The following is a 4,264-nucleotide window of genomic DNA, read 5'->3' as shown; positions in this document are numbered from 1 at the left end:
GGACAAGGCGTTCAGCGACGGCGACATCGACGTGGCGGTCGTGGCGTTCGGCCTGCTCGGCGACGCCGAGGAGGTGTGGCAGGACCATGCCAAGGCCGTCGAGCTGGCGCAGGTCAACTACACGGCCGCGGTGTCGGTCGGCGTGGCGCTCGCGGAGCGGCTGCGGCGGCAGGGGCACGGCCGGGTCGTGGTGCTGTCCTCGGTCGCCGGCGAGCGGGTGCGGCGCGCGAACTTCGTGTACGGCTCGACGAAGGCCGGGATGGACGGCTTCTACCTGGGCCTCGGCGAGGCACTGCGGAGCGAGGGCATCTCCGTCACGGTGGTGCGGCCCGGGTTCGTCCACACCAGGATGACCTCCGGCATGAAGCCGACGCCGCTGGCGACGACGCCCGAGGCGGTGGCCGAGATCGCCGTGGCCGCCGTGGCCAAGCGCAAGGAGCTGGTGTGGGCGCCGGCGCCGTGGCGCCTGGTGATGACGGTCTTCCGGCACATCCCGAGGGCGATCTTCCGCCGGCTGCCGATCTAGGTCGCGGGCCGTCCGCCGCCAGTCGCCGCGCTCCGGAGGACGGCCCGCGAGGCCGGCGCAACGTGGGGCACGCCGGCAACCTTTCTGCAACTTGCACAGGCGCAAGTAACAACGGAGAGTACACGCACGATTACCGTGATCGGAACCCCCTGGCGTTCGCGGGTTCTCTATGCTCAGGCGCGTGACGTTGCCAACGCCGGAAGAGTGGCTGAAGAACTTCAACGCCAAGATCGCGGATGTCAAGGCCAAGACCGAGCAGTTCCAACAGGACCTCGAGCGCTCGGGCGCGACCGAGACGTCCCCCGACGGTTCGCTGAGCGTGACGGTCGCACCGAACGGCTCGCTGTCGGACCTGCGCATCGACGAGTCCGCGTGGCGCGGCAACGGCGCCGAACTGGCCAAGAAGATCATGGCGCTGGCCCGCAAGGCCCAACGCGCGGCGGCCGTGAACGTCGCGGAGGCCTTCGCCCCGCTCGGCGGCCCCGACCACGAGGCCCTGCGCATGCTGACCGGCTACATCCCCGAGGAGGAGGACGAGGAGCCGGACGGCCCGAGCTACTCCTTCGCCGAGGAGACCACGCCGGGGCGGGACCCTCTCACGCCCCCGCGGCCACAGTTCGACCCGCCTCCGGAGCCCCCTCGCCGCCCGACCCGCCACCGCAGCGACGACGACGAGGACTTCACCGACGACGACCTCTTCGGCCGCTGACCTTCCCTGGGCGACCGGTCACCTCAGCCAGCTCGATGGTGATCCCCGCGGATCTCCTGCCGCGCGAGGGACACGTCACGGCGTTCGAGACAGGCCGTCCGCCGCGTCGCTGAGGTAGGCCAGCGCGGCCAGCAGGCGACCGCGGCGTAGGCGCGGACCCAGCTCCATCGAGATGCCCCCGCCGTCGGCTCGGTAGCCGCGGAACCGGGCGGGCCAGCGGGTCCGGACCTCGGCCGCCGGGAACGATCCCGCCAGCGTGAGCGACGCCCGCCTACGGACCTTCCGCCGCGTCGTCTCCCCGCTGGTCACCTCGTAGCGACGGATCTGCGACGCGGTGAACCGGCGGCCGCACCACACGCCGGTCACCGTCAGCTCGGGGTGCCAGGCGCCGGTGTGGGTCCTGCCGAAGACGCCGGTTCGGTAGCCCTCGCTGATCCGGCCCCTCCGCAGCAGCGCCCACGCCTCCCCGCGGCGGCGGCGTTCCTGCTCGTCGAACGCGGTCCGGCCGTTCACCGCCGGCAGGTCGACGTGCCAGCCGTGTCGACGGGCCAGTCCGCCCAGGAGGACGTGGCGGAATGCCAGCGCCGACACCCAGCGGAAGGCGAACCAGCCGGTCACCGCGACGAGTGGGACCGCCAGGCTCCAGGCCCGCCAGTCCCACGCCGCCACGAAGCCCACTAGACGTTGAGGTCGTCCGCGGACTCCTCGACCGACTGGTCGTCGCCGGTGGCGTCGTACTCGCCGGCCTGCCAGGCGTTGTTGGCGTTGCGGGCGAGCTTGCCGCGGTCGGTGTACTGGCTCTTGAGGCTGTCCGCGCCCGTCTCGCCGAGGCGCTGCGGGAACGTCTTCACGTTGTCGAGGTCGTCGAGCAGCTTGCCCGCCGCGTCGCCCCGTTCGCGGGCGCCCAGCGCCGACTGCATGCGCACGGTCTGCCCGAACGTCCTGCTCGCGGTGCCGGCCTGCTTGAAGAAGTCCTTCGTCCTGGTCATCAGCGTCCGCAGCTTCGCCAGCAGGTCCTTCAGCATGTTCAGGACCTTCTGCAGCTTGCTGACCTGTCGCGTCGCCTTGGCGCTCGTCGTGGCGCCCTTGGCGAACGTGCCGGTCCACGCGGTCGCGATCGAGCCACCGAAGGTGGGGGCGGCCGCCGCGAGGGCGGGGATCCAGATGAGGATCAGCCACTCGGCGAACTCGGTGAGCAGGGCCTTGATGAACTCCTCGATGACCGTCATGACCATGCTGGAGATCTGCAGCAGCTGCGCGATGTCCCCGGCCTGGCCGGCGGTGCCGCCGATGCCGGTGGCGAAGCGCTCCAGCCGGGCCTGGGCCGCGTCCTTGGCCATGCCCTGCCAGTCCTTGAGCTGCTCCCGCATGTCCTGGACGAACTTCTCGCCGTACTGCGCGAGGCCCTGGCCGATCTTGTTGAAGTTCGACGCCGCGTTCATCAGGGCCGGGCCGTCGCCGCTGACGAAGTGGATCAGGTCCTGCAGCGGCTGGACCACGGTGATCAGGAAGCCGAGACCCTGCCCGATGAGCCAGCCGAGGGGGTCCGTGGCGATGCCGGTGACCGTGTCCTTGCAGGACTGGATGAACCCGACGGCGCTGACGGTCGTGCCGCGCCAGTCGCCCGCGCTCATCGCGAGGCCGAGGCTGACCGCGCCGCCGACGACCGGTAGGCCGCGGGCGACCTTCTCGCCGTAGCCCATCTCCTCACTGACGGTGATGCCGGACAGCTGCCCGGTGTGCGTCTCGGCCATCACGCACCGCCCTTCAGCGCGTCGTTGAAGATCTTGGCGATGGCCGTGTCGATGTCGCGGTAGGTCTGGGCGCACGCGGTCATCTTGTCCGCGCCGGACCGCAGGCCGTCCTTCATGTCACCGAGCAGCTCGTCGAGGTCGCCGAGCATCTCGGTGTACTTCGACTTCACGAACAGCCCGACGATGCCCCACGACTGGTCGCCGACGTCGGACTGGGCGACGAGGCCACTGACCTCGCTGGCCAGGGCCGTGTCGCCGGACAGCTTGCCCGCGTAGCCGTCGATGCCCTTGAGGTCGACGTGGAAGCCGTCGTCACTCATCAGCACTCCTCCTCGTCGAAGTCACGGAGGTAGTCATCCGTTGGCCGCCGGACCTTCTCCCGCAGCTCCTCGACCGGCACGCCGGTCACCTCGGACTGCGTCTCCAACACCTGGTCCAGCACGGGCCCGCCGGCGAACTCCTCGACGACCGCGGCCTGCCGGCGCGCCGCGTCGGCGACGGCCTCCCGCACGGTCGCCATCAGGTCGGCGCTGAGCTGCTCCGCACCGAGCCGAAGCGCGTCGTCGGTGAGCCGGATGTCGGTGACCGACCCGCCCGGCCCGGCGACCACGGTGATCGACTGGTCCGGCGACGTGGCCCTGACCTCGAGGTTCTCCAGCTCACCCTGCATTCCGGCCAGGTGCTCGAACCGGTCGTCCATGTTCTTGATCTGGGCCTGGAACTGCTCGAACTCGGCCACCAGCTGGTCGAACTCAGCGGTCATTCACGACTCCCCGACGGTCGGCGCGGTCACGTGATCATCCCTGTGACGGATGTCGCGAGGCGATCGTTCCGACGCCGATTGTCTGGATCAGGCAGAACCACGGTTCCTCATGCCGAGGTGACACCTGTGTACCTAACTGCGTACACTTTTCGCATGGCCGTTGATGAGGACTTGGAGCGAGTGGGGATTCGGGAGTTGCGTGACAACCTCAAGGACTACCTGGAGAAGGTGGAGCTCGGTCACACGATCGAGATCACCAGGAACGGGAGGACGATCGGCATGATCGTGCCCAAGCCGGGTGGCGACCCGGTGGACCGGCTGGTGGCCGAAGGCCGGTTGGTCCCGCCGCGCAGCGGTAGCGGCAACATCCGCCTGCCCCGGCGTGTGCGGCCGTCGTCGTCCAGCCCGTCGAGCGCCGAGGTTCTCGACGAGCTGCGGTCGGAGCGCCAGTGATCTACCTCGACACGTCCGCGCTGGTCAAGCTGGTCTTCGAGGAGGCGGAGTCCGCGGAT

General features: G+C 70.0%; 7 protein-coding genes. 3 read left to right on the top strand and 4 right to left on the bottom strand.

The genetic code is table 11. The annotated features are described in order from the left end of the window. Window positions 1-526: decaprenylphospho-beta-D-erythro-pentofuranosid-2-ulose 2-reductase (locus tag ACJ73U_RS10760; protein WP_407777417.1), on the top strand; the 526-nt coding region annotated here is incomplete at its 5' end. A 181-nt stretch (window positions 527-707) separates the two neighbouring features. Next, complete coding sequence (locus ACJ73U_RS10755; RefSeq protein ID WP_407777416.1) at window positions 708-1,235, top strand: YbaB/EbfC family nucleoid-associated protein; 528 nt, start codon at window positions 708-710, stop codon at window positions 1,233-1,235. A 75-nt stretch (window positions 1,236-1,310) separates the two neighbouring features. Here ACJ73U_RS10755 and ACJ73U_RS10750 read toward each other — a convergent pair whose 3' ends face one another. Genes ACJ73U_RS10750 through ACJ73U_RS10735 form a run of 4 tightly spaced genes read right to left on the bottom strand, consistent with a single transcriptional unit; the run spans window position 1,311 to window position 3,752 of the window. After that, window positions 1,311-1,904 carry a hypothetical protein gene (locus ACJ73U_RS10750; RefSeq protein ID WP_407777415.1) on the bottom strand — a complete coding sequence of 198 codons (594 nt, stop codon included), beginning with the start codon at window positions 1,902-1,904 and terminating at the stop codon, window positions 1,311-1,313. Between the two features lie 8 nt (window positions 1,905-1,912). Next, the gene (locus ACJ73U_RS10745) at window positions 1,913-2,989 is read right to left on the bottom strand and encodes a hypothetical protein (RefSeq protein ID WP_407777414.1); all 1,077 of its coding nucleotides are present in this window, start codon (window positions 2,987-2,989) and stop codon (window positions 1,913-1,915) included. Further along, entirely contained in the window at window positions 2,989-3,309 is a 321-nt protein-coding gene (locus tag ACJ73U_RS10740) for an ESX-1 secretion-associated protein (protein WP_407777413.1), read from the bottom strand. The genes ACJ73U_RS10745 and ACJ73U_RS10740 overlap by 1 nt, the downstream gene beginning before the upstream one ends. Beyond that, window positions 3,309-3,752: a YbaB/EbfC family nucleoid-associated protein gene (locus tag ACJ73U_RS10735; protein WP_407777412.1), complete on the bottom strand. Its 444-nt coding sequence runs from the start codon at window positions 3,750-3,752 to the stop codon at window positions 3,309-3,311. The genes ACJ73U_RS10740 and ACJ73U_RS10735 overlap by 1 nt, the downstream gene beginning before the upstream one ends. 153 nt (window positions 3,753-3,905) lie before the next feature. On the opposite strand from ACJ73U_RS10735, the gene ACJ73U_RS10730 reads away from it, so the two are divergent. After that, complete coding sequence (locus ACJ73U_RS10730) at window positions 3,906-4,205, top strand: type II toxin-antitoxin system Phd/YefM family antitoxin (protein WP_407777411.1); 300 nt, start codon at window positions 3,906-3,908, stop codon at window positions 4,203-4,205. Window positions 4,206-4,264: the final 59 nt, after the last annotated feature.

This window comes from Actinophytocola sp. (assembly GCF_045807065.1).
Classification (GTDB): Bacteria; Actinomycetota; Actinomycetes; order Mycobacteriales; family Pseudonocardiaceae; genus Actinophytocola.
Note: the sequence above shows the minus strand (reverse complement) of the source record. Positions and strands in the feature narration are given on the sequence as shown.